This window comes from Methylomonas fluvii, from assembly GCF_014850975.1.
GTDB lineage: Bacteria > Pseudomonadota > Gammaproteobacteria > Methylococcales > Methylomonadaceae > Methylomonas > Methylomonas fluvii.
The window spans coordinates 57,082-83,905 of sequence record NZ_JACXST010000003.1 but is presented as its reverse complement, the minus strand read 5'-3'; the positions used below and the strand labels follow the sequence as shown (position 1 = coordinate 83,905).

Below are 26,824 nucleotides of genomic sequence, written 5' to 3'. Positions count from 1 at the left end.
ATGGAAAATCTCTATACCCACCTCATTCAACGCATCGGCAAACGGCTTTTCGGCGAAACGCCGGCTGTAACGATTGAGTTACCAAAGCCAGTTGAAGAAGAGATACCGCGTTATCCACCATTCATGAAGGGGCTACCGGCCGCACCGGTGGAACGGATTTTGGCTAGCCAAGCCGAATTGATCCGAGCCATCGAACAGGCTTTAGCATTACCCGATGAGTTATACCAATCGGTCGTACTTCCCGTGATTGCCCGCTATGCGGCATTCAGCCACTTATTGCCGGCGTCCGAATCCCATCACCATCGCGGGGCGGGTGGTTTATTTCGTCATGGCTTGGAAGTTGCCCATTGGGCTACCTTATCCTCACAAGGCTGCTTGTTTGCTACTCATGCAACGCCACGCGAGCGTAAAACCCTTGAATTACGTTGGCGACTGGCCGTGTGTTTTGCGGGTCTTTTGCATGACATTGGCAAACCAGTATCGGATATTGCTGTCGTCGACAGACAAGGCCTATACATCTGGAATCCCTGCGATGAAAACCTGACTGACTGGGCCGAGCGCTATCAAATCGACCACTATTTTTTACGCTGGCGGGAGAATCGCCATAAGCGCCATGAACAATTTTCGGCGTTGGTAATTGAACGAGTACTGACCAAAGCCTCACGTTCCTACATACTGGAACCCGGTCCCGATATTATGCAGGCCATGCTGGAAACCATTCATGGTTTGAATCGCGGTGCCAAGTTATCCGAACTGGTCATCGCCGCCGATTGCCAAAGCGTTGAGCGTGATCTAAAAGCCCATTACCACAGCCATGATTTGGCGATGGGCATGCCGGTGGAAAAATACTTGTTCGATGCCATGCGCCGTCTGATCAAAAGCGGACAATGGCTAGTCAATGAAAAAGGCGCCCGGCTTTGGCGATTTCAGGAAGGCATTCATATCGTTTGGCGAATGGGCGCACAGGATATCGTCGCCATCCTGACCAAAGACAAAGTACCGGGGATTCCCAGGGACGAAGATACCCTGGCTGATATTTTGATCGAACGTGGCTTTGCGATTGCCAAAGTGGCGAGTGATGGCCGGCAGTATCGCTATTGGAGAATGCAACCGGAGGGTCTGGATGTCGGCTTATACATGTTGCGCCTTGCTTCCCTGGAATTGATCTTCAGCAACGAGCCTCCATTTGCTATCCATGCCATCGAACTGGCTGATACGCCGGAAGCCGATACCACCATCGCGAGCGATGAGCCCAACCAAAATCCTACTGCAATTGACCATCCAAATGCTGAAGAATGGGATGTTAATCAGGCTGTAGGTGATGGTACTTTGACCGCTCAGTCATCCGTCATGACCGAAGAGGAAACAGCCATCTCACCTGGGAATGCCGATGTGCAGGTAATCGCAGCAGCTGATGAAACAGGTTCACAAAAACCATCTGGAAATAGCGAGACACTGATAGCCCATCATGAAACCGTAAACATCGCCACCGATGACAGCAATAGTAGCCAAACCTTGACCATCGCCTGGTTACGCACACAAGGAAAAGCCGGTGAATGGTTGATCGAGATCGCTGATAAGCTCAATCGCGGCGAATGGCAGATGGGTGTGGAAGTCGTGGCAAGACAAACACAGTTTTTACTGGCATTCCCTGGCGTACCTGAAAAACTCCAGGTCGAACCGGCCGCATTCATTCAGGCCATTGAAGCCAAAGGTTGGCTCATCATCGATGTGCTGTCACCCATGCTTAAAGTACAAAAGGTGGGTCAAATTCGCGGCCTGCTGTTGGCTGAAGAACCCAGCAATAGGCTGGGAATACTGCTCACCCCTGTAAGCGCGAATAACCAAGCAATTCAGCCCATAAAGCCTAAGAAATCGAGTAAAAAATCACCCGAAATTGCAACCCCAGATAACTCAGTACCGAGGCAAGCGACAGCCGATCGATCATCCATCACGTTGCAATCATCCTTAGTCAAACGATCGCCCTCCCCTCGCCCGCCAGCTAAAGCCGATGCAAAACTCGCTTATCCAGAAGCCATATTGCATTGGTTGCAACATGTACGGTCAGTAAATGCCACAAAAAAACCACAACCAGGCGACACTGACGAAGCCTGGCATTTCGTTTCGGATGATGAACTATCGGCCTATTTAGAGCAGTATCCGCAATTAAAACGCTATGACTTTCTGCGTGACATCGGTTCACTGAAAGAATGCCAAGTCATTGGTCGTGGCAAAGGCGTAAAAGTCAGAATCGAACCATGAAATCCGATTACGACTATCAGTTTCCCTGGCGACCGATTTACGAAGTCACTGCGATTGCCGGTTGGACAGGAGGTGCGGGTCTGGCGTATCTGACCAGTCGCTGGTCGGGATTACCTCGTGAGCCATTCGACTGGTTGATGATTGCGTGCGGAGTGATGGTGTGTTGGCGACTGCCGGTGACCGTGAGTCTCTGGTATCGAAAACGACGGCTTAGTCAATTTCGTTTCCAATATCTGGATGCGGAAAAACTCAAAGTGTATGTCACAAGCCATCCCGACGACCTTTGGTTTGGTTGGGGATTCGACTGGGTGCAAAAACATGCTCAGTTGGCCTATGAGATTCTCAAGCGCGATGTCTCGACGCTAATTCCCACCGATCATCAACGCATGGGCTCGGCCTGGATCCATGGCCTGGAAATCTCGGAAAGCGATGTTCGCCAACCGATTCAACATACTGCGGGGCACACGTTACTGGTAGGCACTACGGGCGCTGGAAAAACCCGTGCTTTTGATGTTTTGGTCACTCAAGCCGTATTGCGCGGCGAAGCGGTGATTATCATTGATCCTAAAGGCGATAAGGATTTGATGGCGTCGGCCAACCGCGCCTGCCAGTTAGCCGGACGACCAGAACGCTTCGTGTATTTCCATCCTGCCTTTCCGGAAGACAGTGTGCGACTGGATCCCTTGCATAACTTCAATCGACCCTCGGAAATTGCCAGCCGCATTACCGCCATTTCACCGGGTGAAACAACTTCCGATCCCTTTAAGGCCTTTGGCCAGAAATCTCTGGATAACGTGATTCAAGGACTGATGGTCATTGAGGAACGACCTACCTTATCAAAATTGCGTCGTTATCTGGAAGGCGGGCCATCCACGCTGGTGATTCAGGCGTTGGAACGGTATTACGATAATTGCCTGGGCAATTGGCGTCAGGAAGCCAGGCCGTATTTGAAAGCCGCCAAAGACACCGATTCCAAAGCCGCGGGCTTGGTACGCTTTTACCGGGAGTACTTGCAATACCAAGCGCCCAACTTGGATCTGGAAGGTCTCTTGTCTTTGTTCGAACATGATCGTACTCACTTCAGCAAAATGGTGGCGTCCTTGATACCGATCATGAACATGCTGACTTCGGGACCATTGGGGCCTTTGCTATCACCCAATCCGAATGACGCGGATGATCTGCGGCCGATTACCAATACCGGTTTAATTATCGAAAAAGCCCAGGTGGCGTATATCGGTCTGGACTCGTTATCAGATGGTCTAGTCGGTAGTGCTATTGGATCCATTCTGCTTGCGGATTTGGCTGCTGTGGCCGGTGATCGTTATAACTACGGCGTCTCGGATAGACCCGTGAATGTGTTTGTCGATGAAGCGGCCGAAGTCATCAACGATCCATTCATTCAAGTATTGAACAAAGGCCGTGGCGCTAAAATTCGCTTGTTTATCGCCACCCAGACCTTTGCCGACTTTGCAGCCCGTACCGGTTCACAGGATAAAGCGCGTCAGGTATTAGGCAACGTCAATAATTTGATTGCCCTGCGGATCATGGACAGCGAAACGCAGCAATACATCACCGACAATCTGCCTAAAACCCGCTTGAAATACATCATGCGCACCCAGGGTGTTGCCACCAGTGCGACTAATCCGTCCATTTTTTCCGGTAATGTCGGCGAACGCCTAATGGAAGAAGAAGGTGATTTGTTTTCGCCGCAACTTTTGGGGCAGTTGCCTGATTTACATTACATCGCCAAGTTATCCGGCGGTCGCATCGTTAAGGGTCGCTTGCCGGTGCTGCAATCGGCATTTGATACCCAACCGACCTGACCATGCAACGCAATTTGCTATTCAGTCTGATGATCTGGCTGTTGGAAGTGATCCTGGTGGCCAGCTTTGTTTCGGATCGCTGGACGCGGGAAATCCAGGCAACCGAAGATCGAATGCTGATTGCCTATTTCGACGCAAAAAAGGAAGCGGAGATTCGGCACACGGCGCAGCACTGGTTCGACCAATTGTTTGTCCGCACCGGCATGAGGGAGAGTGTATACCGTTACTTCATTCCAACGGAGCGCGAACGACAAATGTCCAAAGGCTTTGAAGATGTTGGTCGCAATGATTTGTTTCCGTTCATTCAAAGCAGACTCGATGTGCTGTGGGATACCGTGTATCAGATGATCAAGCGCTTCGTCATGGCTTGTGCATGGCTCCCCTTTTTGGCCGTAGTCATACTCCCGTTTGCCGTTGATGGCTTGATTAGACGCAAAGTCAGCCAGACCAATTTTGACTACCCCAGTCCAATGGCTCATCGTTACAGCCTCTATGTCATGCTGGGGGCGTTATACCTATTACTGATGGGACTGACGTTGCCATTTCCAGTACCGCCGCAATCCATGCCGATCGGCATCTTCATAGTGGCCTGGGCGATGAACACGTTATTAGCTAATACGCAGAAACGGGTATGAAGAATAATTTTGAGTGTAATTTGATTTGAATGAACTAATTCGGCCGATTGTGTTGAATAACTCCTAAGATAACTGGTTTCGAGAGGAGTAAAATAAGGCTCGACTCCGATCAGATCGAGAGATACCGCCATGATGGGACAACAATCTGGGATACAGGAACAACTGTTTTTCTGTTTCAGTCTGGAAAACCATGTACCGAAAGATCATCTGTTGAGAGGCATTCACTGCCTTCTCGATCTCGGCGACTTCCGCCAGCAATTATCAGGGTTTTACAGCCCCATTGGCCGGCCCTCGATTGATCCGGAATTGATGGTCCGCATGTTGATTCTCGGCTACTGCTTTGGGATTCGCTCCGAGCGCCGCCTGTGTGAAGAAGTCCATCTAAATCTGGCGTACCGCTGGTTTTGCCGACTGGATTTAGACGATCCCGTGCCGGATCACTCGACCTTTTCCAAAAATCGCCATGGCCGTTTCCGGGAAAGTCAGGCATTCCGGTTGCTATTTGAAACGGTCTTGCAGCATTGCATGGCTGAGGGTTTGGTGAAAGGCGAAGGCTTCGCGACCGATGCGAGCATCATTAAAGCCGATGCGCAACGGCAACGCCGGGTTGAGGGGAATGACACCGTGGACTGGGGCGATCCCGAACAAGCGTCTCGACCGGTACGCGAATACTTAGCCGCGATAGAAGACATCAACGATCCCAAAGAAACTGCGCGGACCTTGTCACTGACCGATCCTGCGGCAAGTTGGACAGCAGCACCCGGTGGTCCGGCTTTCTTCGCGTACTCCACCAATTACTTAATCGATCTGGAAGCGGGCATCATCCTCGATGTTGAAGCCTCCATGGTTAACAAAGCCGCCGAAGCGGAAGCGACGCAGACCATGATCGACCGGGTTGAAGAAAAATTTGACCTCAAGCCCGACCGACTGGTGGGTGACACCAACTATGGCACCGCCGCCATGCTCGGTTGGCTGGTCGACGAAAAAGACATTGAACCGCATGTCCCCATGTTTGAAAAGTCAGAACGCACCGACGGCACCTTCGGTCGTGCCGATTTTACCTTCGATGCTGAAAACAATCGCTATACCTGTCCCGCGGGTAGGTTTCTGAAAACCGCTTGGCGCAGTAAAAAAAAGAATCCTTACCGCTACCGGGCTAGCATACTCGACTGCCAGGCATGCCCACTGAAATCCCAATGTTATCCGAATATGGACCATCGGCAGATCGACCGCGGTCCGCATGAATCTGCTCGGGAAGTAGCGCGGGCCATTACTACAACCGATGCCTACAAACAGTCCCGCAAGGAGCGTAAGAAGGTCGAAATGCTATTCGCGCACCTCAAGCGTATCTTACTATTGGATAAGTTGCGATTGAGGGGATTTAGCGGGGCACAAGATGAGTTCTTATTGGCAGCGACCGCCCAAAATCTGAGACGAATGGCGAAAAGGTTGGCCATCACTAAGCCAATAGCCCAAGTATTACCTGCATAACGGCCAATCAGGCCGGCTTTACCCTCCAAAACTCAAAATTTGCCTGTTCACATCGAGCAAAATTCCTCAGTCGTTCAAAGTACCACAGTCAAACACTCGAAAAAATACCGACTTTTTCAACAGGTGCGCCGGGAGGCCGGCAAGGAGTAGGCGGTGCAAGTCCGCTACGATGAAGGATTAGCGATTCACATCGGCCCCGAGCCGTGCGCAGGCATCCGCGAGGGTGTCGGCGAAGCGTCGGTTGGGGAACGTGCAGGCCAGCCATTGAGCCGCGAAATAAAGTTAGAACCGGGTGCCGACGCCGTGTGTTGGTCGGAAGGCAATACGGTAGCGTGCGTTATCGCGAGTGCGCTACCGACCCGGCGAGGTCTGAGACCCTGGCATGCACGCAAGCTCGTTGTTCGGAAACCGGGAGATCTGCTGTCTACCCGGGTGGTGGATACGTCACCGGGTCGCATCGGGAAGGCGAGGAGCCGAAGCCGATGATGAACGGGCGGCAGAAGTCGGACCTCGGCATAGTAGCATTGAAGCAGGCGAACAAAACCGGAAAACCGGTGGCGGAGTCCGCGGAGCGAAGGCCGGGGGCCAAGGGGAACAAGGTAAGATTGCACACGGACCGGACGCTGGGCCGGGTTTCCGTGTCCCAGCGACTCGACCCTGTACAAGGCTGAGGAAGCAAGAGCGATTCACGACGCTGTTCCATTACCTCGATATTGATCTACTGCGGGAGTCCTTCTTCTGGTTACAACGGAAGTCGGCGGCTGGCGTAGACGGTGTTGTGTGGGGGACTATGAGGAGGACCTGGAGAATAGGCTCGTTGATCTGTACGATCGCTTGCGCCGAGGGGCTTATCGGGCGTTGCCATCCAGGCGGCAGTACATTGCTAAAGCGGATGGTTCGCAACGACCATTAGGCATCGCCGCGTTGGAAGACAAGATCGTCCAACGCGGCGTGGTGGAGGTGCTGAATGCCGTGTACGAGGCTGACTTTCTGGGATTCTCCTATGGGTTTCGGCCGGGGCGCTGCCAGCATGATGCACTAGACGCCGTCGCGTTTGGGATCATGCGCACGCCAGTGAACTATATCTTGGATGCTGACATCGAGAAGTTCTTCGATCGCATCAGTCATGATTGGATGATGCAGTTCCTGGCACATCGTATCGGTGATCCGCGCATCCTGCGGTTGATTCGCAAGTGGCTGAAAGCCGGTGTACTGGAAGACGGCAACGTGACGCCGGCAGTGATGGGCACGCCTCAAGGGGCGATCATATCGCCGCTGTTGGCGAACATTTATCTACACTACGTTTTCGACCTATGGGTACATCGGTGGCGACGCCGCCAAGCCCAGGGAAACCTGATCGTGGTCCGTTACGCCGACGATACCGTCATCGGTTTCGAACATAGGACCGATGCCGAGTGATTCATCAGCGAGATGCGTGAGCGGGTAGCGCAGTTCGGGCTGTCCGTGCATCCACAGAAGACACGTCTGATCGAGTTCGGGCGACAGGCGGCCAGGCGGCGTGCCGAGCGCGGATTGGGCAAACCGGAGACGTTCAACTTCCTGGGTTTCACGCACATCTGTGCTCGGACTCGGCGCGGTGCATTTGCGCTCAAGCGTCTAACGCGTCGTGATCGGATGCAGGCCGCACTGCGGAAAATCAAGGAAGAATTGCACCGAAACCGGCACCACGCGATTCCGGAACAAGGAGCAAAGCTGCGTCAGATATTGACGGGGTACTTTGCGTACCACGCCGTACCGACGAATGCCGAGAAACTCAGTGCTTTCCGGCATCATGCTGTTCGAGCCTGGCTCTGGGCATTGCGACGACGCAGTCAGAAAGACAAATTCTCCTGGGAGCGCATCAAACGGTTGGCGGCCTATTGGCTGCCTCCTCCGCGCATTCTTCATCCGTGGCCTGACAAACGCTTTGCCGTTACACACCGGAGGTGGGAGCCCGGTGCGTGAATTGCGCACGCCGGGATCTGTGCGGGGGGTATCCAGTAATGGGTATCTCTACCGCGACAATCGGCCAATACTGGTCAGATGCATGGGGTAAATGTGCGCCCGTTACGAATGCAAAAGCAGTCATTAGTTCAATAAGTAGCTGTTGCAAAATCTGACATTAGATTCAAACCACCATATCTAAACTATACCGTAATTTAGAAATCTGATTTGATTGGCTATTTGCATTCCAAGGTTTGGAAATAGCCATTTGATTTCAATGCTCGTTGCTGATTATGCGATAAATAGATATATGTATGCTCAACAATCATTTTTAGGCAACTTGACTGGTCTTTATACTGAACCACCTTGATGTTCGTTTTTAACGGTGATGGAGGCCTGCTCAATGAATCCCGTGACAGATCAATTGGCTCATTGGTTGTTAGCTAGTTTGGAGCTTGATACAACGCTTTTTCATGTCGGTCAGTATTGCGGCACATGGAGGGCCGCTCCCTCAGATGTGATGCGATCAGGATTTCACTTGGTATTGAACGGCCAATGTTGGCTGCATTTGCCCGACACGGTGGAAGCCTTACCCTTGCAAAAAGGCGATGCGGTGTTTTTTATCCGCGAGACTACTCACTATCTCAGTCCAAGCGCATCTCCCGATGATCCGGCGCTGTGCCGGGTCAAATCCGGAGACATGTTACCGATTGACGAAAGCGTACCGGATGCGGTGGCGCTGGCCTGCGGCTTTTTCCATTTCAAATCGGGACTAAGCGCGATGTTGCTTAGCTCTTTCCCCGACTATTTAATTATTCGTGGCGACCAAACCGAACTGCTGGCCGCCAAAACCATCTTCGATCTAATCCTGACCGAAGCCAGGCAATCCGGCGAAACCGCGTCGCCGTTGATTGTTCGACTGACAGATGTGTTATTTTTTTACGCGATTCGGCAATTGGCGACAACCCAGGAAATTTCTGCCGGTCTCTGGGCTGTGGTGCAAAGCCCCGAATTTGCCAAACTGGTGGAAGCAGTAATCAATGAGCCAGAGAAAGACTGGCCGGTCGAGAAAATGGCCGATTACAGCCATATGTCTCGCGCGACTTTTTTCAAACGTTTCAGCCAGGTGGCCGGACAAACACCCAATATTTTTTTAGTGATGGTGCGGATGAAAATGGCCGCGCAATTGTTGAGGCAAGGTAGAACGATTTCTCAAGTCGCTGAAAAAGTAGGTTATCAATCAGAATCGGCATTTTCGAAAGCCTTTAAGAAAGTAATAGGCCAGCAACCTGGTGCCTATCAGAAAAGTTCACATTATTTCAATAAAGTAAAAACCAATTAGCTTGTTAACAGCCTTTTATACGAAGGAGACGATTTAGCAGAAGGTCGCGACGCCTGCGCATTTTAAATAAATTTATATCCAATAAAATCTCACTCATATTGTTTTTTAATTATTTGATATTGAGATATGGATATAACTAAATTAGATATACGCTTAAAATATATACGGGGCAATATTACACTACCAATTTTTATATTGAGCATTATCAATATTGATTTTTATGCCGCCGCTATCGCCGCCGACAAACCGTTGGGGCAAATCAATGATAACTTGCGTATCACCGGTGAGTTCAGAGGCCGATATGAAGCCTATGACTTTTTCAAGCCAGGACCTGCCAGCAACAATAACAACGACTACGATTTTTGGGCTTTACGCGCACGCCTCGGGCTTTTGGCGACCAGTCGTTTCGTAGACGGCTATGTGCAAGGGGAATACAGCGGCGTTTACGGTTTGCCCAATAATTCTTTCGCCACGCCGGGAGGCGCATTGGGTTTAGGCGCACTTTATTACACGGAGAACCACAACAACACCTCGCCCAGCGATGTGCATCTGAAACAAGCGTACCTGAATTTCAAATTCGATCCGCTCGGCTTGAATGGATTATCGCTGAAAGCCGGGCGCTTCGAAATCAAGGAAGGCCTGGAATATCAAACCGGCGATGCCAAATTCGATGGTCTGAAAACTACTCGCGTTTCCCAACGCCTGCTTGGTACTTTCGACTTTGCCCATGCCTCGCGTAACTTCGACGGCGTATCGACGGTTTACGATCAGCCTCAATACAACATCAGCATCAGCGCCACCCATCCGACGCAGGGCGGCTTCAATCTGCAGGCACAAAATGAGATCAGTAATATCGATTTGTTTTATACCGCCGTCACCAGCAAGAAAGACGCATTGCTGCCAGGCACCGAAGGCCGCTTGTTTTACCTATATTATGGCGACGAGCGCAACATCAAACCAATAGACAACCGTGCCGCAGGTTTGCGACCCCTGTTGAGCAATTCTGATTTACGTATCCACACAGTCGGCACTAATTTATTGACCGTTCAAAAGCTTGGTCCGGGCGCTGCGGACGCATTGTTCTGGGGCGCTTACCAATTCGGTGACTGGAGCAATCAAACTCAGCAAGCCTGGGCTTACGATGTCGAAGCAGGTTATCAATGGGCAGGTTTGCCGCTAAAGCCCTGGGTGAGAGGCGGTTTTTTCCAAAGCTCCGGCGATGCTAATGCGAACGATGGCAAACACGGCACTTTCTTTCAAGTGTTGCCAACCGTGCGCTTGTACGCGAAATTTCCGTTCTTCAATCTGATGAATCTGAACGACGCCTTCGCCCAGTTAATCGTCAGTCCGACCGATAACACCAAGGTCGCGGTTGACTTTCACCACTTGACCCTGTCGGAACGCAACGATCTATTCTACGCTGGCGCCGGCGCCAGTTCGCAAGATAACAGCTTCGGTTTTCTGGGTCGCCCCAGCAACGGCAACAGCACCATCGGCGAACTGGTCGACATCAGCTTTACCCACAACATCAATAAGGAACTGTCCTGGAATGCCTATTACGCGCATGCGTTCGGCGGCAGTTACGTGGATAACTTTTATAGGCAGAAGCAGGACGCCGATTTTGCTTACGTGGAATTCAATTACGCTTTTTAACGGAGACGACCATGACACATAACAAACCAGATCACACAAACCAAAGTTTGGATGAACTACATGCGGCGGGTTGCTCTTGCTGCGGCGGAATCAGCCGTCGCGACTTCATCAAACTGACCTCAATTCTAGCCGCTGCCTCGGCACTGCCGGGCGGATTTGCCAGAGCGCTTGAAGCAGACCCTAAGCGCCCCTTACGTATCGGCTATTTGCCGATTACCGATGCATCGCCGTTGCTAGTCGCTCATGCGAAAGGCTTTTATCAGGAACAGGGCATTGAGGTAGAACAACCCAAACTGTTTCGCGCGTGGCCGCAACTGGTGGAAGCCTTTATCGCCGGCCAGATCGACGTAATTCATCTGTTGGCACCGACCGCTGTGCTGATGCGCTATGGCAGTAAGTTTCCAGCCAAGATTGTGGCGTGGAATCACGTCAATGGCTCTGCGTTGACTGTGGCGCCAAGTATCAACCAGATCAGCGATCTGGCGGGCAAGACCGTAGCAATCCCGTTCTGGTTCTCGATTCATAACGTGATTTTGCAACATTTGTTAAGGCAGCAAGGGCTGGTCGCAGTCTCGAAACCGGCCGGCACGGCCTTAAACACCAACGAAGTGAATCTGGTGATCATGCCGCCGCCCGACATGATTTCGGCCTTGGCCAACGGTAGCATCGCCGGCTATATCGTTGCCGAACCGTTTAATGCGGCGGCGGAAAATCTGAAAATCGGCAAGATTCTGCGCTTTACCGGCGATGTCTGGAAGTCGCACGCTTGCTGCGTGGTGTTTATGCGCGAAGCCGATTTACAGCAGCGGCCGGAATGGTCACAGGCGGTAGTCAATGGCATCGTCAAAGCCCAGGCCTGGATCCGCGATAACCGCCAGGGCACGGCGCAATTGCTGGCCAAGGAGAGCGGCAGCAACTACACCCCGCACTCTCAGGTCGTGCTGGAACGGGCTTTGTCACATTACGACGACACTAGTTATGGCTCGCAAGGTGCACTGAAGCATGCCGATTGGCAACAATCGCGGATCGACTTTCAACCCTATCCATTCCCGTCATACACCAAGCAATTGGTGCAATTGCTGAAGCAGACTCATGTTGAGGGTGACAATGGCTTACTGGCGACACTCGATGCGGATTTCGTCGCCGGTGATTTGGTAGATGACCGTTTCGTCAAGGTCGCCATCGACAAACTGGGTGGGCCGAAGGTGTTTGGTTTACCCGATAATTTGAGCCGCGAAGAGATTCTGGCATGAGCGCGATTCCTGAATCAGGAACTCGGCAAGCATTGCCGACAATGCCCCTGAATACCATTCGCCTGAGCGCTCGGAGTTTGCTACCGTTTGCCGGGCTGTCAATCGCATTGCTTATTTGGTGGGCGACGACCAGTCCGCTGCTCTATCCCGACAGCGTGGCGGCTAAATTCGCCCCGGCAGCCTGCTTAGAAGCGCTATGGACACTGATAGCAAGTGCCGAGATCTTTCCGCATATCCTCGTTAGTCTAAAGCGAGTGTTGCTGAGTCTGCTGTTTGCATTGCTGGTCGGCATTCCCCTGGGTGTGCTGGTGGGCGTATCGCGTTCGGTGGAACGGGCAACCGGGCCATTGTTTCAGTTTGTAAGAATGATTTCGCCATTGTCTTGGATGCCTTTGGCGGTGATGGTATTCGGTATCGGCGATGTGCCGGTTTATTTCCTGCTCAGCGTCGCAGCAGTCTGGCCGATTATGCTCAACGTTTCGGCCGGTGTGCATGCTATTGATCCACGCTGGCTGACCCTGGCACGCAGCCTGTGCGCTAATCGCCGGGAAACTATTTTGCGCATCATCGCGCCTGCCATCGTCGCCCATATTATGACCGGTATTCGTTTGGCAATCGGCATCGTCTGGATCGTACTGGTGCCGGCCGAAATGCTCGGAGTCAGTCAGGGCTTGGGTTATTTCATACTCGATACTCGTGACCGTTTAGCGTATTCGGAATTAATGGCGGTGATATTAATTATCGGTCTGTTGGGATATTTATTGGATTTAAGCGTGCGTTTGATTACCCAAAAATGGACACATCGCCGCCAGGACAACTAATAATTACAACTCAGACGAATGAGCAGAAACTTGCGAGTTTAGAACATTTAATGTTTTTAAAACTATTCATAAAATAAAGCCGTATTTAATTTAAATAACCCGAGGATTTTATGTCTCAAGTAAATGTAAATTGTTTTTATCCGGATTTATTAAGGCCTATCGATAAAACCGGCCTAGAAAACCTCGCCGAAAAAGGTAAGGCCAACCCCGACTCCAAAGTCACATTAAAAGCCAAAACTGTCTGCGAAGGCCAGTTCCGCAACTTGACTTATATTCGAAATCTGGAGCCTTATGTCATCGACGAACCGCCACACCTGTTAGGCGAGGACACTGCACCGAATCCATCCGAAGCCTTGTTGGCGGCATTGGGTGCTTGTTTGTCGGTCGGTATCCATGCTAATGCCACTGCGCGCGGCATTGCCTTGAGCAAATTGGAGCTGGCCTTGGAGGGAGACATCAACATCACTGCTGTCTGGGGTGTGGGTGATTTGGCGGATAACAAGCCGCTGGGCTTTACCGCGGTAAGGGTAAACATTGACCTAGAAGGCAACGCCGATGCTGCCACGTTGGCGGACATCATCGCCCACGCCAACCGTTGGTCGCCAGTTGCCAATACTTTGCGCAATGCGGTGCCGGTGACCGTCAACTAAGGCGGACAATTCATGTACCAAGCAGCCCAGCACGCACAAATCAGACAAATTCAGCCTACCATTGACTCCGCCGAAACGGTGATTCTCGGCGCTGAGTTGCCGGACTTGGTGGAATTGATCGCCAAACAATTGCAGCCCAATGTCGTCGCCATAGATCAGGAAGGCTTCTATCCAACCCAGTTTTTGCAAGATCTGGGCGCTTTGGGCGGCTATGCGGGTGTTATCGCGCCGGCCTTTGGTGGCAGTGGTTTCGGTTTAACGCACAGCGTGCAGGTTATGTATAAAGTTTCCCAAACCTGCTTATCCACCGGGTTTGCAATATGGTGTCAAACCGCCTGTCTGCGTTATCTGCAACTGTCCGATAACGAAAACCTCAAAACCCGATTTTTGCCGGAATTGGTCGATGGTCGGTTGCTGGGCGGCACCGGTTTGTCGAACACACTGAAATTCAAATGCGGTATCGAACGAGCATTGCTGAAAGCTCGGCGGGTTGCCGGCGGCTATGAAATCAATGGCAATTTGCCTTGGGTATCCAATCTGGGGCCGGGACATGTGTTCGTTACGGGTTGCCCAGTCGAGGATGACGGTCGTTTGCTGTTTTTTCTGGTGGAAACCCAGCGCAGCGGATTTCGCTTAGTCGAGGGCGGCCATTTTGCGGCTATGGAAGGTACCGGCACACTGGCATGCCAGTTTCGGGATTATTTCGTCGACGATGATCATGTGCTTGCCCAGCCTGATAAGTCCGAAAACTATCTGGCAAAAATCAAGCCCGGCATGATTTTGGCACAGATGGGTATGGGTCTGGGCTTGATTCGGGCTTGCATAGACTTGATCGAATCCGCCAACAAAACCTCGGCGCTAACCAATCAATACCTGAACGACCAAGCCGAGGAATTGGCGGATGAATTTGAGATTGCTGAGCGGGAAACCTACAGGCTGACGCGGTTGCTGGATAACGATCCGGCAGCCGATGTGCTTGCCGATGTATTAAAAGTCAGACTGGCGGGGGGCGAATTATCGCTGCGCGCGTCGCAGTCTGCCTTGTTGCATCAAGGTGCCAAGGGCTTTCTGACCCACTCCGCAGCGCAGCGTAAAGTCCGCGAAGCCTACTTTGTCGCCATCGTCACGCCGGCCATTAAACATTTGCGCCGGGAACTCGCGAATCTTAAGGGTGCTGAAGTTTGTGCCTTGCCTTTGTCGAAAACATGACCGGAGCATCGAGCATGTATATAGAATTCAACCATACCGAAGTTGTTTTTCAACAGCCGGTAAACCACTCCCCCGCCTCGGACGACACGCTGCTTGAGGTACGAGGCTTAGCCAAGCAATACCTCAGTAAAAACCACACGATTGCTGTGTTTGACAATATTGATCTGCAGGTGCGGCCACACGAAGTGATTTGCCTGTTGGGCGCTAGCGGTTGCGGCAAGTCTTCGTTGCTAACCACGTTGGCGGGCTTGCAAACTGCCAATGCCGGTGAGATTCGCTTCGCTGGCGAAGCCTTGAACAAGCCCGACCCGCGCTTAGGCATGATGTTTCAAGACCCTTGCTTGTTACCGTGGCTCAACGTACGGCAAAACATCAGCTTTGGTTTGACCTTGGACACCGGGCCGAAGTTTTGCAAGGTAGAGCTTAAGCAAAAAATCGACACCGGGATGCAATGGGTAGGCTTGCAAAACTCAGCCGACGCTTATCCCAGTCAGTTATCAGGCGGCATGGCGCAGCGGGTATCCTTGGCAAGAGCTTTGGTGCGTAATCCCGACATACTGTTGATGGACGAACCCTTCAGCGCCCTGGATGCGATTACCCGTTTAGGTTATGCAAGAATTACTATTGAAGCTGATTGCCGATCGCCGCAGCGCGGTAGTGTTGGTCACCCACGATATCGACGAAGCCTTGATTTTGGCTGATCGCATCCTGCTGATGGGCGGTTCGCCTGGGCGTATCGTTAAAGAGTGGATCGTGCCAATTCGGCAACCACGGGTACAACAACTGCATCGCTTAATCGATTTACGCATGGAAATACTAGAGACTTTGTCGTCCAGCTCTGCTGAATCTAGCGACGGTTAGCTATTTTCTGCCAGTAAATCTCGGGCAATATCGCCAAGCTTCTTTAACGCTTTTTCCACCCTGTCATTCCACGGCACCGCGCAACTCAAACGGATGAAATTGCCATATTTCTTTTGTGTGGCCGAGAACAAGGGGCCGGGAGCGATGATGATGTTTTCCTGGCTGGCGCGACGGTGCAGTTCCATGGCATTGACGCCGGCTGGCAGTTCCACCCACAAGGCAAAGCCACCCTCGGGCTGGGTCACTCGGGTGCATTCCGGGAATAACAGGCTGACGGCCTTTAAGGTCAATGCCACGTTGCGGGCATATTCCTGACGCACATGCCGCAGGTAGCGGTCGTAACCGCCTTGTTCCAGCATGTGCGCGACTATCAGTTGGTTCAGGGTCGGCACCGCCTGATGTTTCATGTATTTCAAGTTTTCCACCCGTGCCATGTAGCGGCCCGGCACCAACCAGCCTACGCGCATGCCCGGCGATAGGGTCTTGGCGAAGGAATTGCAATATAAAACCTGACCGTTCCGACTCCAGGCTTTGCAGACCGAAGGCCGGCGAGAACCAAAGCCCAGGTCGCCGTAGACATCGTCTTCGACCAATGGAATCTGCTGCTTTTCCAGCAAAGCCACCAAGGCTTGCTTGCGTTCGTCGCTCATACACGAGCCGAGCGGATTGTTGTAATTGGAGACGATTAAACAGGCTTTGATTGGCCATTGTTCGATGGCCATTTGCAGTGCATCCAGCGACAAGCCGTCGTGCGGATGAGTAGGAATCTCCAGCGCTTCCATGCCGCAGGATTCGATGACTTGCAACAAACCGTAAAAGGTCGGCGATTCTATGGCAATCAGGTCGCCGGGTTCGCAAATAGCCATTAACGCCAACCTGACCGCTTCGCGCGCGCCGTGGGTAACCACAATATCGTCCGGGCTATCCGCGCACTGCAATTCCACCATGCGCTTGGCGATTTGCCGGCGCAGTTCCTGGTTACCCAGCAATTCTTCGGCGTCGAAACAGCGCTTACCATAAGCGCGCGCTACCTTGCCGGTAGCGTGTTGCAGGGCATGGGTAGGTAAGAAATCGGCATGCGGCACCGAGGAGCCCAGGTTGATCTGATACGGGTCTTTGGCCGCACGCAGAATTTGCCGGGTTAGCGATTGGCCGGTGACTTTGGCGGGTGTGACCGGCGCATCGGAAATGTCCGGCTCCACAATCGCCTGCCGACGGAAGCTGCTGACATAGTAACCGGAACGCAAGCGCGCTTGAATCCTACCGCTGTCTTCCAACAGGCGATAGGCTTCCAGCGCTGTCGAAACACTGACATTCAATTGCTGACTCAGCTTCCTGACCCCGGGTAGTTTTTCGCCTGGTTTGTAAACACCCTGCTCGATATGCGCAATCACCGTATCCGCGACGGTTTCGTACAAGTGTTTCATGTTTTTATCCAGGTTGATCCATGCATTTGCGCCGGGCATTGCTAGTATTGCTTCGATCAGGAAGCGCCATTATAGAGGCAACTGTGCGCTTGCCTGACCATACCGATTACTAGCGATTAAAGCTTAACCGCATCCTTAACCGCCAATTTGCTATGAATAATACCTGCCAAATAGTCTGCATCATCGGCAATCCCCAGGAACCGTCCGGAACCCCAGGTATGCAACCAAGGCAAACCGATAAAATACAAACCCTCCACGTTGCTGACGCCGCGATCGTATTGCGGAAAGCCGCGGCCATCGAAAGCGGACAGTTCTATCCAGCGGTAGTTCGGTCTAAAACCAATCGCCCAGATGATGCTGGTGATATTTTCGGCATCGGCATCAATGCGGGTAGGATCGAACTCGGGTTCCCATACTTTGCGGAACGGCGGCTCTACCGGAGCATCGATATTATTCTCGGCGATGTAACGGTCGATGTCATTGCGGATATTGACGTAGATGTCGTCGGCATCGTCCAGGTTTTTGGTCAAGTCGGGTAAAAACTCCAATCGGCTACCGTTGATATTGGCCATGCTGCCGTATAGTTTCACGCCTTCCAAGGCAAATTTCCGCAAGTCGATTTCGTGGCCGCCGCTACGCCCGGTCAGGTAGTGATTGGTTTTATGCTTGGCTTCGTCGCCCAAGGGATGGCGGTCGATGGTCAATTGATAAAAGCCTAGGTCAAACAACCATTCCGTGGTCTCGCGACCGCGATACATGCGCGGCGAACGCGGGGCGCTACCGACGGCAAGATGTACCTTGCGGCCGGCCAGATGCAAGTCTTCCATTAACTGCACGCCGGATTGGCCGGTGCCGACCACCAGCACTTCTCCTTCGGGCAGTTGCTCTGGGTTACGGTAATTGACCGAATGGATTTGGGTGATGTGTTTGGGCAGGCTGTGGGCATAGTCGGGCACGATAGGAATATCGTAGCCGCCGGTTGCTACCACGACATGGTCGGCCGAAAATTCGCCGGCTGAGGTGCTGACATGCAATTGGCCTTGCTTGCCACGCCACACCCGATTTACCGCGACACCTTCCATGATGGGTGGATTCACTTTTTTGGCGAAAGCTTCAATATAATCGACGATTTCATCTTTCAGCATAAAGCCCTGCGGATCGTCGCCTTGGTAGGGAAAGTCCGGCAGTTGGCATTGCCAGTTTGGGGTGACCAAACAAAAGCTGTCCCAGCGGTCGTTACGCCAGGAATGGCCGATGCGGTTTTTTTCGAAGATGATATGGTCGATGCCGTGTTTTTGCAGATTATAACTGACGGACAAACCGGCCTGTCCAGCGCCCACGATAATCGTGTCATAGTGCAGGCGGGTATTTTCGGATTTTTCTTTCATGACGTCCTCGTTTTGACTTTTGCTATTTGCGTTGAGTGGCTGTGTGGTAGTGGTTTATTCGATGAACTCGGTTACGCTTACCTGGAGATCGTCGCTATCCAGATATTGGCTGGCTTTGGCTTCGATTTCCGCCAGTTGGCTCATCGCGCTGGAACAGGTGTAACCGTATTTTTGCCGCACCCGCTCGCTAGCTATTTCCAGCGCTTCGCGGCAGTGCTTGACGAATTCCGGCAAGGGATAACTTTGGCCGGGTTGGAAATAATCCTTAATCACCAATGAAGGCGAGTAACACAGGCTTTCGGTTTGGTCCGGCCAGCGGACGCGGAAGCGCATTTCAGGCATGTTTAGTCCCTTTGGTATTGAAAAGTGAACGGTAAATTTCAAGATGGGTGTCGGCTGATTGCGCCCAGGAAAATGCCTCGCTTAAACGCTTAGCGATAGGTGGCAGGCTATCCGTGGGGAAATCTTCGACGGCTCTAAGCATCGCGATTGCTATCGCCGCGCTGTCTTCTGGATCAGTCCAGATGCAGTCCTGATCTTGCAAATAATCGGTAAAAGGCGGTCTTAGCGAAACAATGGCCGGCGTGCCGGAAACAATGGCTTCCAACACCACCAGACCAAAGCCCTCGGTCAATGATGGAAACACCAGTGCGTCAGCCAGGCGGAACAAACTTGGCATGTCGGCATCGGGTAATGGGCCGGTGAAAATCAAGGATTGGCCGGGGCTAGACTGCAAACCACTCTCGGCGACAGCAGCATTGAAACGCTGGCGATACACATCATGATTTAACAAGCTGGCACCGCCGACGATGATCAATTGGGCATTGGGGCGCTGCTGTAAGACCTCTCGGAAAGCGGCGAAAATGCGTAAGGTGTTCTTGCGCGCCTCGATACCGCCGACCACCAGAAAAATCGGGCCGCCGCGCGTCAAACCTAACGACTGGCGCAGTGTTTCATCATTAGCTTGCGGCGTGGGTGAATAGCGTTGCATATCGACACCGTTATTGACTTGCAAAGCGGCAATACGATGCTGCTTGTGCAATTTGTCCTGCCAATCACGGCTGACGCACAAGACTTGTTGCGCGGCCAGGAAGGAGCGGTTTTGCCACGCTGCCAACGAACTATCGTCGAACTGATCCAAATGATGCACGGTGCGGATGAAACCATCGACAATGCCGCGTTCAGAAAGTCGGGCCATCGCGCTACCGCTGATGGCATCCTGGGCGTGGTAAATATCGAATGTCTCGGTCGTGGACTGGCTGAAGTAATCGATGTACGCCTGAATGCGCTGGCCGACACTGGTAACAAAATCACCGCTCAATGTGGGCAGCGGTATCAGGAATGTCTGGCAACGTGCGGAACGGAAGAAATCTTTGCCGGGTTCCGCTGCGGCGATCAAAGTCACATCGTGCCCTAAATCCTGCAAGGCCTCCGCCAATTGCATAGCGTGTACCACACCGCCGCGTGGGTTAACAGAATGAGTCAGCATGGCAATGCGTAGTCTTGGCATCGCTAATCCTGCCGTTTTGGGCAGCAGCCAATCAAAGCTTCGCTGTGTAAATCCCAGAGAAGTTGTTCGTCGTCGCCGGCTTTCAACCTTAGCCGGCGGCTATCGTCAGTTTTGCCTATTGCCGCGCAAGCGATGCCGCGCTGCTTAAACAGTTCGATCACCGCTGCACTGTTATCCTCATCAACACTCAGCACGAAGCCGTAGCTGGGAAAACAGCGCAACCATCTTTCTAGGTTGATATTGCTAGGGCGGGGAATGGCGTTGATGTCGATGACGCCGCCCACATCTGAGCATTCAAATAACATCAGCAATGTGCCGATCACACCGGCATTACTGATGTCCTTAGCGGACGCGCATAATTCAGTTTCAGCCAGTGTTGGCAAAAGCTCTAAATCCTGGCGCAGACGTTCGGGCGGCGCGCCGGTACTGGCATCCCACCAGAGGTACGGTTCCCGGAAATGGCCACGCAAATCAATAGCCGCTAACAGAATTTGCTCAGGTTTGGCGGCAAAGCTGCTCAATAGCCGTTTGGCACGGCCCAGGATGGCTACCGAGAATTGCGGAGCATCGTTTCTTAAATTGGTATGGCCGCCAACCACTGGCACTCCATAGACTTGCGCAGCGGTTGTTAGCCCCTCCAGAATCGGTTTGGCTTGATTTTCGCCGTTGCTCCAGATGGCATCGACGACGGCGATAGGCCGACCGCCCATCGCATAAATATCGCTGACATTGACCATTACCCCGCAATAGCCGGCAAACCAGGGCTGGCTGGCGACGAAGTCATTCAGATAGCCTTCGCAGGCCAGTAATAGATAGCCGTCAGCATCGGGAATGGCGGCGCAGTCGTCGCCTACGACAATCTCCGCGCCGGCATGCATCGGTAAATGCTGCATGACACGCGCGATATCGCGCTTATGCCCCAGCCCTGCGCTCTGGCGGATTCTGAGCGTCAAGTCAGCCAGCCAGGTCATGCCGCCATCCGCGTTGTGGTAACAAAACCGATGGCGCCGTCGGCATAAGGCGGATACCAAGCCAAGTCCGCTTGCATCAGATAATGCGGCCTCCCGTGCACGGAGATTTCCTCTAAGGATTTCCAGTGCAGGCGGCGGAACAGCAATTGGTTTCGACTTTGCACCTGTGCCAGAAAGATGGTGCAGCCCTGAGCGTGAGCTGAAGTGACTGCCAATTTGATCAGCGCCGCACCGAGACTGCCTTGTTTACGATAGCCTTGATCCACCGCCAACCTCGAGCCCCACCAAACGCCGGGTTTTTCCTGATGAATACGCACGGTGCCCACTACTCGATCCGGTAAACCGGCGACGCAGGCGATGGCGACGATGGGTGTGGCGATATTGTCAATGTCGTCCAGATCGTCGCCGGCAAAGATACCTTGTTCCTCACAGAACACTGCCTGACGTAGCGCCATCATTTGTTTGCGCTCCCAATCCTCGGTGACGAATTTGATCAGGTAGGCATTGGCAAAAAACGGTTTAAAGTTATCTACCCACATCTCACACCTCATAACTGGCGAGTGCCGAGCAGGCACCGCATTTAGCGCAGCCGGCTTTCATGTCTTGGGATAGCAGATTTGCCTGCTTCAGCATCGCGCCCAATTGCGGCAGGATTTGCGCCATAAAGCCTGGCGTCGGCGCCGGATGGTTTGCCAAGGGCGTGCCGGTAATGGGTACGAACGGCACCACGAAGGGGTAAACGCCTTTAGCTATCAACCGTTCGGAGACCGACAAAATCGCTTCCGGCGTGTCGCCCAAACCCGCCAGGATGTAGGTACTCACCTGACCACGACCGAACACTGCAACTGCGGCGTCGAATGCATCCATGTAACGTCCCATAGCAACACTTGCCTTGCCGGGCATGATGCGGGAGCGCACTTCCGGCGTGACCGCTTCTAGATGCATGCCTAAGCTGTCTATACCGACGGCTTTCATGCGTTCGAACCAGATGTCGTCGTCTGGCGGCTCACATTGGCCTTGAATGGGTAGATCGACTGCCGCTTTAACGGCTACAGCACTTTCGCAGAGCAGTGCCGCGCCCCTATCCGTTAGATTCGGCGTGCCGGTGGTCATGACCATGTGCTTGACCTGATCCAGTTCCACCGCTGCTTTCGCTACCTCGGCCAGTTGTTCCGCCGTTTTACGTAAAATGGTCTTGCCCGCTGCCAGTGATTCGCCGATGGCGCAAAACTGGCAAGAGGTTTTACGGTTGCCATAACGGATGCAGGATTGCAGTAGCGTGGTCGCCAATACATCGGACGAATGCAGCGTGGCGATCTGCGAATAAGGAATGCCTTCGGCAGTCTGTAAACCGTAAAAAAGTGGTTGTCGGGGAAATTCAATATGACTGACTACTACGCCATCTCGACGAATCTCGCTGATGCCGTGTACGTCCGGCCGACTGGCAACGAACGGCGACTCGCAAGCCGAGACCGTGGCAATCGGTATCATCACGGTTCGGCCAGCCAAGTTAACGGCTTTGTGATCGGAAGGACCGGCGCCACCACGGCGGCCGGTTACGCCAACTTCACTGTCTTCCAGGCGTAAGCCTAAGGACTGCAGATCGGCGATCAGCTCTGCCAGACCAACATTAGTTTGTGTTGATAGCATCATCGCGTTCGCTCTCTTGGACGGTTTGAGTTGAAACGGCTGGTCGTTCGCTGAACATAGGTGCCGCCGGCCTGTCGTCGATGCGCAGGCTCAGCAATTCCGGCCTAGCGTAATGGCCGACCGAATCCATCATGCGTTTGCGTTTGGTGATTAAATTCATATCCAGATCGGCGATCAATATGCCTTCACCTTCGCGCAAGGGTTCGACAACATGCTGACCTTCCGGCGAGATGATGGCCGTGCAGCAACCGCCGCGCAGGGCTTTTTGCAGGCCAGGGTCGGTGGTCACCGTGTCAATTTGTTCGTCACTGAGCCAACCGGTGGCGTTAACTACAAAGCAACCGGATTCCAAGGCATGGTGGCGGATCGTGACTTCAATTTGTTCGGCAAAAATCGGCCCAACCAATGAACCGGGAAACTGGCTGCAATGGATTTGTTCGTGCTGGGCCATCAAGGCATAGCGGGCCAGTGGGTTGTAATGCTCCCAGCAGGCCAAAGCACCAATGCGACCTATGCCGGTTTCTACGACCTTTAAGCCCGAGGCATCACCTTGACCCCAAATCATGCGTTCGTGATAAGTCGGGGTGATCTTGCGGCGTTTCAGCGCCAGACGACCAGTTTCGTCGAATATCAGTTGCGTGTTGTACAAGCTGCCGTGGTCGCGCTCGTTAATCCCCAACACCACCACAATGCCGTGCGCCTTGGCTTGCGCCGCGACCGCGTCGGTGATTGGTCCCGGCACCGTCGGCGCGTAATCGTAAAGCTTCAAATGCTCGCGGCCCTGGGTGACCGGCGGCAGTACGAAGGAAAAATACGGGTAATACGGCACAAAGGTTTCTGGGAATACCGCGATTTGTGCGCCTTTCGCGGCAGCGTCGCTGATGGCCTGGCAAACCTTGTCGCAAGTAGCGGTGGCGGATTCGAACACTGGCGCGATCTGGACGGCGGCGGCTCTGACGATAGTGGACATAGTCAAAACAAAATCTCCTGCTGCGAGTCAAAAAAAGCCCGAACCTAGGTTCGGGCGAGCACAGATGGCTGGAGGATTTACAGCGTCCAAGTATCCATAATGAAAGCGTTGTCGCGCTGATGGATCAGCACTATGTCTAACACGTCCAATGGGCTGATCGGCCTAATACCCGGTAACAAGCTGGGTTCGCCATGGCCGTACAAGGCTTGTAAGGCAAAGCGGCACGCATAAACTTTGCCGCCTTCTTCGATGAATTTGCCGATTTGATTGGCGTAGTTTTGGTGACCGGGAAAAGATTCGTCGCCCAGACGCGGAAAGCCGCGTTGCAGACCTAAGGTGACACCCGGCCCATACAGCAGGATGGAGGTTTCGAAGCCTTTGCGTTGTAAGCGGGTAGCTTGCAACAGATTGACAAAACCTATCGACCCTTCAAATGCGACAGTGTGGAATTTGACTAAGGCTTTCTGCCCTGGTTCTGCTTTGACATCTTCAAATACTTTTTCTTCGAAATCGACAAAACAATCGCCTTTTTGATGGGCCGGTGCGGTGACTGCGGGCATGAAATTCTCCTGGATGTTAGTAAAAAATGTCCCGCATCGGAGGGATGGGATGCAGGGTGGTATTCTGGTCGTCAACCGTTACCTGATCGACGGTGAATACTTTACTAACCCAGGAAAAAGCCAAACAGATTCAGTTTATTGCTTAATTTTTAAGTACAGATTTAGCTAAAAGTGATCTGTATGGCTTGAAACTATGCACAACTGTTATGGTCAAATGTTGCCTGATCGGCATAGCTGTTGAACCTACCAATAAGTTCCTGCAGGCTTATTACCGATGTTGTTTACAAAAGATAGAGGAAAATTGACGAGCTGATTCCTTCTGATCTAGAGAGTTTTGTCCGCTTTGTATTTTGAAGCAGTCAATTTATAAAAATGGCCGAGCATCGAGTAGGGGTCGCGATTTGCATGTCAGATTGTTAGCAGTAAACAAGACCTAAATACAGCAGCGTCTTCTATCAAGGGACTCGGAAGCTAAGTTAAGAAGTTCTTACCGGATTATTTGATGCTGGAAAAACAACAGCCACAAAAAAAGCCCCTACAGTCATCAACTGTAGAGGCTATGGAATGTTGCGGCTAGGAGGAGCCGCGAAATACAACGAGGAGGTTACAACACAAAAATCAAATACGAGCAGGCATCGCCAAATCCAAGTTACTGGCTAGCGATGCGGCACCAAACAACAGCGTGGACAGAATGAATTGACCGGACATAAAGCTCAATACACCGGTTACAAAAAACAATCCGGTTGTGACGTCTTTGTATATGCTTTTTGGAGAGTTCATCTGGTTCACCTTTGTCTAAGTTTGGTCGCTTTGTAAGTACGACTTAACTATAAACCTATTCATAAAATAAACAATAAGACAGTTAAAGCATATTTTGTTTCCATTAAAGAAACAATTGACTAATTCTTTTGCGATAACCCGCGCAGCATTAAAATGATTACATGCCTATACCGAATGACTTATGCCGTTATTGTTTTTTGTTCTCAAACATCTCGCTATGACCAAATCCGAAGTGATTGCCGCTATTGCTAATAAACAACCGCATCTTCTTCAAAGAGACGTTGAGCTTGCGATAAAAAATATTTTGGGTGTCTTAACCACCACCTTAGCGAACGGTGACAGGATTGAAATTCGCGGACTTGGTGGTTTTTCTATTACACACCGCGATCCGCGTATTGGCCGGAATCCCAAAACCGGTGAAATCGTTAGTGTGCCGAGACGACGAACTTTGCACTTTAAGCCTGGTCTCAGTTTGCGCGACAAGGTGAACGCCTCACGCGAACGCTGCAAAACCATTAGAGACGCCTAGTTTCCTTCAGGCAAAAAAAATCCAGCGATGTGCTGGATTTGAGGGAGGAAGTTATTGCACTGAACGTCTCTGCAATGGTGAATATAATATCAGTATTTTCTTATATTTCGAATGCGGCATAGTGTCACACGCTGTAACTAGACTGCGTCGTACCGTTCGATTTTTTGCAGCGTCGCTATCGCTAAAGTGCAACGATTAGCTTGTTGCGTCACATCCATTGCCATCTAAACACAATAACGATTCAGGAGAATTGACCATGTCCAGCTTAATGTATGCCGCTGCTATACCGCCGATGATCAAAAGTTTGACCAACTTACGCGCCATCTTAGAGAAAGCTATCGCCTATGCGGAAGCCAAGAAGATTGATCCTGCGGTATTGGTTACTGCACGTCTTTATCCCGATATGTATCCGCTATCACGGCAAGTGCAAATTGCCACCGATGTTGCCAAAGGTGCCGCATCGCGTTTAGCGGGATTAGAACCGCCCAAATACGAAGACAATGAATCCACCATTCCTGAACTCTTGGCTAGACTTGATAAAACCATTGCTTTACTGGAATCGTTTACGCCGGATCAAATAAACGGCGCGGAAGAAAAAACGATTTTATTACCCATGCACGATAGAACATCCACGTTTACGGGACTAGAGTACCTAACCGACTTTGTGCTTCCCAATGTCTATTTTCATGTCACCACTACCTACGGGATATTGAGGCATAACGGTTTGGAGATTGGTAAGAAAGATTTCTTGGGCGAGGTTGGCTAAACCCCGCAGACCAAATAACCAGCTCAAAAAACTGCATGAACATATCAGCAAAGATTGATAGTCACTTCATCCATTCGGGTCGGTTTTGATTGCTATAACGCACTCAAACCTTCATTAATCGACTACACTGATAAGCAAGGGACTAAAACCTACGTTAGATTTACCTCGACAGTTTATCCATTCGTCTATTAGACAAGGGGGCTTGCAACTGATGATCGTAATTTACAAAATAAACAGTGGTCTATATGACCGTATTGATTAGTCAAATCAATTGAATAGTTACCGATAAGAGCCTCCCTAGTGTCATGCTACGGAGGCTTCTTTATGTC

At 51.9% G+C, this 26,824-nt stretch carries 26 protein-coding genes; 16 read left to right on the top strand and 10 right to left on the bottom strand.

The window, feature by feature from the left end:
* The 14 genes from mobH to EBB_RS26010 all read left to right on the top strand — a co-directional run bounded on the left by mobH (position 1) and on the right by EBB_RS26010 (position 15,944).
* Positions 1-2,262: a MobH family relaxase gene (mobH, locus tag EBB_RS17900; protein ID WP_192395131.1), complete on the top strand. Its 2,262-nt coding sequence runs from the start codon at positions 1-3 to the stop codon at positions 2,260-2,262.
* A complete protein-coding gene (traD, locus tag EBB_RS17895; protein WP_192395130.1) occupies positions 2,259-4,085 on the top strand; it encodes a conjugative transfer system coupling protein TraD in 1,827 nt (608 codons plus the stop codon). The genes mobH and traD overlap by 4 nt, the downstream gene beginning before the upstream one ends.
* A gap of 2 nt (positions 4,086-4,087) precedes the next feature.
* Entirely contained in the window at positions 4,088-4,720 is a 633-nt protein-coding gene (locus EBB_RS17890; RefSeq protein WP_192395129.1) for an IncC plasmid conjugative DNA transfer DtrJ family protein, read from the top strand.
* Positions 4,721-4,849: 129 nt separating this feature from the next.
* The gene (locus tag EBB_RS17885) at positions 4,850-6,211 is read left to right on the top strand and encodes a transposase (RefSeq protein ID WP_192395128.1); all 1,362 of its coding nucleotides are present in this window, start codon (positions 4,850-4,852) and stop codon (positions 6,209-6,211) included.
* Positions 6,212-7,135: 924 nt separating this feature from the next.
* On the top strand, positions 7,136-7,630 hold the full coding sequence (locus EBB_RS26745) for a reverse transcriptase domain-containing protein (RefSeq protein WP_371741593.1): 495 nt from the start codon (positions 7,136-7,138) through the stop codon (positions 7,628-7,630).
* Positions 7,631-7,642: 12 nt separating this feature from the next.
* A complete protein-coding gene (locus tag EBB_RS26740) occupies positions 7,643-8,176 on the top strand; it encodes an RNA-dependent RNA polymerase family protein (protein ID WP_371741592.1) in 534 nt (177 codons plus the stop codon).
* Between the two features lie 367 nt (positions 8,177-8,543).
* Positions 8,544-9,497: an AraC family transcriptional regulator gene (locus tag EBB_RS17875; protein WP_306790083.1), complete on the top strand. Its 954-nt coding sequence runs from the start codon at positions 8,544-8,546 to the stop codon at positions 9,495-9,497.
* A gap of 195 nt (positions 9,498-9,692) precedes the next feature.
* Entirely contained in the window at positions 9,693-11,150 is a 1,458-nt protein-coding gene (locus EBB_RS17870) for an alginate export family protein (RefSeq protein WP_223146866.1), read from the top strand.
* A gap of 11 nt (positions 11,151-11,161) precedes the next feature.
* Positions 11,162-12,403, top strand: a complete 1,242-nt coding sequence (locus tag EBB_RS17865) for an ABC transporter substrate-binding protein (RefSeq protein WP_192395126.1) — start codon at positions 11,162-11,164, stop codon at positions 12,401-12,403.
* Positions 12,400-13,224, top strand: a complete 825-nt coding sequence (locus EBB_RS17860; protein ID WP_223146865.1) for an ABC transporter permease — start codon at positions 12,400-12,402, stop codon at positions 13,222-13,224. The genes EBB_RS17865 and EBB_RS17860 overlap by 4 nt, the downstream gene beginning before the upstream one ends.
* A 110-nt stretch (positions 13,225-13,334) precedes the next feature.
* The gene (locus EBB_RS17855) at positions 13,335-13,874 is read left to right on the top strand and encodes an OsmC family protein (protein WP_192395125.1); all 540 of its coding nucleotides are present in this window, start codon (positions 13,335-13,337) and stop codon (positions 13,872-13,874) included.
* 12 nt (positions 13,875-13,886) lie between these two features.
* Positions 13,887-15,083, top strand: coding sequence for an acyl-CoA dehydrogenase family protein (locus EBB_RS17850; protein ID WP_192395124.1), 1,197 nt, complete (start codon positions 13,887-13,889; stop codon positions 15,081-15,083).
* A gap of 14 nt (positions 15,084-15,097) precedes the next feature.
* Complete coding sequence (locus tag EBB_RS17845; protein ID WP_223146864.1) at positions 15,098-15,784, top strand: ABC transporter ATP-binding protein; 687 nt, start codon at positions 15,098-15,100, stop codon at positions 15,782-15,784.
* Positions 15,741-15,944 (top strand): hypothetical protein, encoded by a 204-nt coding sequence (locus EBB_RS26010; RefSeq protein ID WP_223146863.1) that lies wholly within the window; start codon positions 15,741-15,743, stop codon positions 15,942-15,944. Before EBB_RS17845 ends, EBB_RS26010 begins: the two co-directional genes overlap by 44 nt.
* Here EBB_RS26010 and EBB_RS17840 read toward each other — a convergent pair.
* The 10 genes from EBB_RS17840 to EBB_RS17795 all read right to left on the bottom strand — a co-directional run bounded on the left by EBB_RS17840 (position 15,941) and on the right by EBB_RS17795 (position 25,200).
* Positions 15,941-17,371 carry an aminotransferase-like domain-containing protein gene (locus EBB_RS17840; protein WP_192395123.1) on the bottom strand — a complete coding sequence of 477 codons (1,431 nt, stop codon included), beginning with the start codon at positions 17,369-17,371 and terminating at the stop codon, positions 15,941-15,943. The genes EBB_RS26010 and EBB_RS17840 overlap by 4 nt on opposite strands.
* A gap of 116 nt (positions 17,372-17,487) precedes the next feature.
* Positions 17,488-18,759: an MSMEG_0569 family flavin-dependent oxidoreductase gene (locus EBB_RS17835; RefSeq protein WP_192395122.1), complete on the bottom strand. Its 1,272-nt coding sequence runs from the start codon at positions 18,757-18,759 to the stop codon at positions 17,488-17,490.
* A gap of 54 nt (positions 18,760-18,813) precedes the next feature.
* Positions 18,814-19,101, bottom strand: a complete 288-nt coding sequence (locus tag EBB_RS17830; RefSeq protein ID WP_192395121.1) for an MSMEG_0570 family nitrogen starvation response protein — start codon at positions 19,099-19,101, stop codon at positions 18,814-18,816.
* Positions 19,094-20,269 (bottom strand): MSMEG_0565 family glycosyltransferase, encoded by a 1,176-nt coding sequence (locus tag EBB_RS17825; RefSeq protein ID WP_192395120.1) that lies wholly within the window; start codon positions 20,267-20,269, stop codon positions 19,094-19,096. The genes EBB_RS17830 and EBB_RS17825 overlap by 8 nt, the downstream gene beginning before the upstream one ends.
* 2 nt (positions 20,270-20,271) lie before the next feature.
* On the bottom strand, positions 20,272-21,240 hold the full coding sequence (locus EBB_RS17820; protein ID WP_192395119.1) for a sll0787 family AIR synthase-like protein: 969 nt from the start codon (positions 21,238-21,240) through the stop codon (positions 20,272-20,274).
* Positions 21,237-21,779, bottom strand: a complete 543-nt coding sequence (locus tag EBB_RS17815; protein ID WP_192395118.1) for an MSMEG_0567/Sll0786 family nitrogen starvation N-acetyltransferase — start codon at positions 21,777-21,779, stop codon at positions 21,237-21,239. The genes EBB_RS17820 and EBB_RS17815 overlap by 4 nt, the downstream gene beginning before the upstream one ends.
* A gap of 1 nt (position 21,780) precedes the next feature.
* Complete coding sequence (locus EBB_RS17810) at positions 21,781-22,893, bottom strand: MSMEG_0568 family radical SAM protein (protein WP_192395117.1); 1,113 nt, start codon at positions 22,891-22,893, stop codon at positions 21,781-21,783.
* Complete coding sequence (locus tag EBB_RS17805) at positions 22,871-23,860, bottom strand: Nit6803 family nitrilase (RefSeq protein ID WP_225587765.1); 990 nt, start codon at positions 23,858-23,860, stop codon at positions 22,871-22,873. The genes EBB_RS17810 and EBB_RS17805 overlap by 23 nt, the downstream gene beginning before the upstream one ends.
* 77 nt (positions 23,861-23,937) lie before the next feature.
* A complete protein-coding gene (locus EBB_RS17800; RefSeq protein WP_192395115.1) occupies positions 23,938-24,420 on the bottom strand; it encodes an MSMEG_0572/Sll0783 family nitrogen starvation response protein in 483 nt (160 codons plus the stop codon).
* 618 nt (positions 24,421-25,038) lie between these two features.
* Entirely contained in the window at positions 25,039-25,200 is a 162-nt protein-coding gene (locus tag EBB_RS17795; protein ID WP_192395114.1) for a hypothetical protein, read from the bottom strand.
* 217 nt (positions 25,201-25,417) lie between these two features.
* On the opposite strand from EBB_RS17795, the gene EBB_RS17790 reads away from it, so the two are divergent.
* Together EBB_RS17790 and EBB_RS17785 are read left to right on the top strand one after the other, a co-directional pair.
* Positions 25,418-25,729: an integration host factor subunit beta gene (locus EBB_RS17790; RefSeq protein ID WP_192395113.1), complete on the top strand. Its 312-nt coding sequence runs from the start codon at positions 25,418-25,420 to the stop codon at positions 25,727-25,729.
* 256 nt (positions 25,730-25,985) lie between these two features.
* Positions 25,986-26,495: a DUF1993 domain-containing protein gene (locus tag EBB_RS17785; RefSeq protein WP_192395112.1), complete on the top strand. Its 510-nt coding sequence runs from the start codon at positions 25,986-25,988 to the stop codon at positions 26,493-26,495.
* Positions 26,496-26,824: the final 329 nt, after the last annotated feature.

Coding starts and splice junctions, on each gene's coding strand:
- EBB_RS17795 (WP_192395114.1), bottom strand. CDS start 25,200: ATGAACTCTCCAAAAAGCATATACAAAGACGTCACAACCGGATTGTTT.
- EBB_RS17860 (WP_223146865.1), top strand. CDS start 12,400: ATGAGCGCGATTCCTGAATCAGGAACTCGGCAAGCATTGCCGACAATG.
- EBB_RS17875 (WP_306790083.1), top strand. CDS start 8,544: ATGGAGGCCTGCTCAATGAATCCCGTGACAGATCAATTGGCTCATTGG.
- EBB_RS17890 (WP_192395129.1), top strand. CDS start 4,088: ATGCAACGCAATTTGCTATTCAGTCTGATGATCTGGCTGTTGGAAGTG.
- EBB_RS17825 (WP_192395120.1), bottom strand. CDS start 20,269: ATGCCAAGACTACGCATTGCCATGCTGACTCATTCTGTTAACCCACGC.
- EBB_RS17830 (WP_192395121.1), bottom strand. CDS start 19,101: ATGCCTGAAATGCGCTTCCGCGTCCGCTGGCCGGACCAAACCGAAAGC.
- EBB_RS17835 (WP_192395122.1), bottom strand. CDS start 18,759: ATGAAAGAAAAATCCGAAAATACCCGCCTGCACTATGACACGATTATC.
- mobH (WP_192395131.1), top strand. CDS start 1: ATGGAAAATCTCTATACCCACCTCATTCAACGCATCGGCAAACGGCTT.
- EBB_RS17805 (WP_225587765.1), bottom strand. CDS start 23,860: ATGTCCACTATCGTCAGAGCCGCCGCCGTCCAGATCGCGCCAGTGTTC.
- EBB_RS17840 (WP_192395123.1), bottom strand. CDS start 17,371: ATGAAACACTTGTACGAAACCGTCGCGGATACGGTGATTGCGCATATC.
- EBB_RS17790 (WP_192395113.1), top strand. CDS start 25,418: ATGACCAAATCCGAAGTGATTGCCGCTATTGCTAATAAACAACCGCAT.
- EBB_RS17810 (WP_192395117.1), bottom strand. CDS start 22,893: ATGATGCTATCAACACAAACTAATGTTGGTCTGGCAGAGCTGATCGCC.
- EBB_RS17885 (WP_192395128.1), top strand. CDS start 4,850: ATGATGGGACAACAATCTGGGATACAGGAACAACTGTTTTTCTGTTTC.
- EBB_RS26740 (WP_371741592.1), top strand. CDS start 7,643: ATGCGTGAGCGGGTAGCGCAGTTCGGGCTGTCCGTGCATCCACAGAAG.
- EBB_RS17815 (WP_192395118.1), bottom strand. CDS start 21,779: ATGTGGGTAGATAACTTTAAACCGTTTTTTGCCAATGCCTACCTGATC.
- EBB_RS17855 (WP_192395125.1), top strand. CDS start 13,335: ATGTCTCAAGTAAATGTAAATTGTTTTTATCCGGATTTATTAAGGCCT.
- EBB_RS17850 (WP_192395124.1), top strand. CDS start 13,887: ATGTACCAAGCAGCCCAGCACGCACAAATCAGACAAATTCAGCCTACC.
- EBB_RS17800 (WP_192395115.1), bottom strand. CDS start 24,420: ATGCCCGCAGTCACCGCACCGGCCCATCAAAAAGGCGATTGTTTTGTC.
- traD (WP_192395130.1), top strand. CDS start 2,259: ATGAAATCCGATTACGACTATCAGTTTCCCTGGCGACCGATTTACGAA.
- EBB_RS17820 (WP_192395119.1), bottom strand. CDS start 21,240: ATGACCTGGCTGGCTGACTTGACGCTCAGAATCCGCCAGAGCGCAGGG.
- EBB_RS17865 (WP_192395126.1), top strand. CDS start 11,162: ATGACACATAACAAACCAGATCACACAAACCAAAGTTTGGATGAACTA.
- EBB_RS17785 (WP_192395112.1), top strand. CDS start 25,986: ATGTCCAGCTTAATGTATGCCGCTGCTATACCGCCGATGATCAAAAGT.
- EBB_RS17845 (WP_223146864.1), top strand. CDS start 15,098: ATGTATATAGAATTCAACCATACCGAAGTTGTTTTTCAACAGCCGGTA.